This is a genomic window from Flavobacteriales bacterium, from assembly GCA_013214975.1.
Classification (GTDB): Bacteria; Bacteroidota; Bacteroidia; order DT-38; family DT-38; genus DT-38.
In genome coordinates, this window is sequence record JABSPR010000104.1 from 1 (window position 1) to 3146 (window position 3146).

Below are 3146 nucleotides of genomic sequence, written 5' to 3' on the forward strand. Positions count from 1 at the left end.
AACCGAATCAATATCCAAAATAACTATTTCAAGTGAATCAGGAATATTATTGAAGACATCCTCTAAAGGGTATATTGTAATTGTATCATTGACGTTAACTGAAAAATCATATAGTAAAAGAGGGGCAATAGAGTCGAATTTTATAGCCCATATTCTTTTGGATTCATCTTCTCTGAGAGCAGCATAGTAGGTGCCATTTAGAACCTGTAGGGATGAGTCTTCTAGCGTTCTGAAGTACTTTTTATACTGTAGTCCTTCGATAACTGTATCTCCAGAAACGTAGAATTTATCGGTATTCACAGACCAAACGGCATTCGAGTCTGGAAAAGGAACGTACTCTTGTGCTTGCGTTAAACGGGCTATAATTAAAAGCGATGTAAGTAATATGCTGAACTTCATTGTGTAATATATCCCAATAATGGTTAAAATTTACCCCCTCAAAATTATTTTCTTGACGAACTCACGGTCATCGGTGATAATTTTAACAAGATAGTAGCCTTTATTAAAGGAAATGGATGTCTCTCCTTCTACTGGAATATGACTCAATTTCTGTCCTGTTAAGCTATAGACTTCAGCGTAACCGTTTCCTTTAAAAAACATGATATTTTGATAACCGTACACGTCTAATTTGGGTTTCCCACCGGTAAATTCAGGAATATCTTGTGTTAGGTGATATTGACAGTCTTCTCCAGAAGGATTGTAGAGTTCAAAACCTTCATCCTCGAAGCATTTAAATTTATATCTATACCATTCAATAATACTCCCTGTTTCTGTTAATGCTGAACATTGAACAGCTCTTGGAAAAGGATAAAGGAATTCGACATAATTACTCGTATTGCCATATCCAATCCCAAACTTTTCTACCGCAGTACCTTGAAAGCCTATTCCGGCGTTCGAATCTGGCTCCAAGGTTATTGTTCTAAGGCTAAGTCCATTGATAGTTACCGTTCCTGTATCGGTGACATAAACATATGAGTTGTTGTCACAATAATAGTCCCAGTCACTATTATTAGAAACCATCCATGAATCACCTATTTGAGCTCCGAAATTATAAAGGATAAAGAATTGGTCGTTGCGATAATAGAATACAGTGTCTCCCGAAACAAATGTGTAGTTAGTTTCCTGAAGAGAGCTATCTATAAAAATAATGTCATCGTTCATTGTTGCAAAAAATGTAAACCTATAAGAGTGCAACATTTGGCAATTTATCCCTTCAATCACTGTATCGTTATCGTAAGTTGTTTTAATGAATCCTCCTTCAGAAAGACCTGTCCAGTCAAAATGCCAGGTCGCTCCTGGTTCTACCCAAACTTGGGAGTAAGAAATTTGCCAGTTTATGAGAAAGAATAAAATTAAAAGTGATTTGTTGATCATTTCGATTAAAGTACCCTAAACGAGTAGGCTACCCTGATTAGCTCCATGAAACTCTTAACGTGAGAACATAGGAAATGACCTACTCCACTGCAAGTTTGTGCGTAGACTTGGTGCCCTTATCGGTTATTCGAACTAGGTATATTCCAGAAGATAGATCGCTGATTCCTAACTGGCTAGTTGGGCCAACAATTGATTTTACGTTGTTGCCAAGTATGTCAAAAATATCTATAGAAGATATAGATGAACCGCCTAAAATATTAACCATGTCTGAAGCTGGATTTGGAAATAAGGAGATCGAACTAGATGTTTTATCGTCACTAATTCCCGCTTCAATAACCATTACCGCTTCTATAGAATACATGTTAACTAAGGTAGATTTATACTGAAGGTTGATTACTCCGTTGTTAATATCGATTCCCAAAATTTTATCATTCACATCGGTATTTCCTTTTACAACGTAGGAATTATTAATTAAATCAAAAGTTACCATGCTAGGGTCGTAGTCACTAAATATTGTGGATGTATAAGATGCAATGATTGCTTCGGAACTGTTCGTTAAATCGTATGCTACTAACGAAATATCACCTCCGCCAAAAGGCCTTACTAAAGAATAAATTTGACCCGAATAATATTCTAGACTAAATATCTCGAAGGTCGATGAAATGTATGTACTGGTAATCATTCCATCTGTAATGTCTATGGCAGCAATAAAATCAGAGGATTCTATTGAGTTCTCGGCAAGCGTAATGAACTGTTTATTGGTGTAATCGAAAGTGGTTGAATTTGAAAAATAATTATCTATTTCGGTTCCTGCGTAAGCTTTAATTAAGGTTTCTATACTATTAACCAAATCAAGCTCTACGAGTGTTATTCCGCCTCCAACATATGGCACTGTTAAACTGTACAATTTCCCATCCACCGATTCTACGCTAAAATATTCGTACGTCGAAGAAGCGAACGAATAATCAACATTTCCTGTTTCGGCATTAATGCCAATTATGTATGCGTTACCGTTTATATAACCTTCTGTAATGAAAAGATTGTTATCAGTATCGAATGTTACGATATCAGGATTGAAATCATCTAGTTCTGAAGGCTGATACGTTTTAATCAAAGATTCGTAACTGCCTTGCAAATCAAGGGATACAAATTGAAGACTGTTGTCGTTAATGTTTCTTGCTAGCGAATACGTTAAGGTATATGCAACACTAGCGCTTGCAACGGATGAAAATAATAGGCTAATAGCAATTAATAATTTGATCATGATAGTTATGGTTTGGTTTATGTTCTCTCAAAAGTAATAATTAGGCTTAATAATTATTGGCATTCAGTATATTAATAAACAGAAACCCACGGAATAACTGGCAACCGAATGGTGTTACTGTCTACTACGACAAAATAATTATCCGTTGAATTGCCTTTAAAAGTTGTCTTAGAATTTCCATGAATCACAATGTCCTTTTTATTCTCTGAAGAAATGGTAATCTCGCTGTTTACCCCATTTATCACTATCAAACTATCCTTGTTTAACTCATAAATACGAACGTAATTCTCTACAAATAATGAATTATAAGGCACTTCATCTCTTTCCCTGCCAAGATCAAAAACGTCTTCTTTTCCATACCAGTTCGAATTATCAAGTGTAGGCAAGTTGCGTTGAATCTCCTTCGCATTGGCAAAAAGATATTCGGTAGAATACTCATAGTCGAAGTAGGCTTGCACCTTTGTTATTGCCTCTTTCAAATCAGGCTGTATTTCATGCAACTGTTCTT

4 protein-coding genes are annotated in these 3146 nt (G+C 35.7%); all 4 read right to left on the bottom strand.

Annotated features, from left to right (window positions below; genetic code table 11):
• Positions 1–399, bottom strand: a 399-nt coding sequence (locus HRT72_04120) for a hypothetical protein (GenBank protein NQY66893.1), incomplete at its 3' end; no start/stop codon positions are given.
• A gap of 30 nt (positions 400–429) precedes the next feature.
• Positions 430–1374 carry a T9SS type A sorting domain-containing protein gene (locus HRT72_04125; GenBank protein ID NQY66894.1) on the bottom strand — a complete coding sequence of 315 codons (945 nt, stop codon included), beginning with the start codon at positions 1372–1374 and terminating at the stop codon, positions 430–432.
• 79 nt (positions 1375–1453) lie between these two features.
• Positions 1454–2638 (bottom strand): T9SS type A sorting domain-containing protein, encoded by a 1185-nt coding sequence (locus HRT72_04130; GenBank protein ID NQY66895.1) that lies wholly within the window; start codon positions 2636–2638, stop codon positions 1454–1456.
• 71 nt (positions 2639–2709) lie between these two features.
• Positions 2710–3117, bottom strand: a complete 408-nt coding sequence (locus HRT72_04135; GenBank protein NQY66896.1) for a hypothetical protein — start codon at positions 3115–3117, stop codon at positions 2710–2712.
• Between the last annotated feature and the right edge of the window lie 29 nt (positions 3118–3146).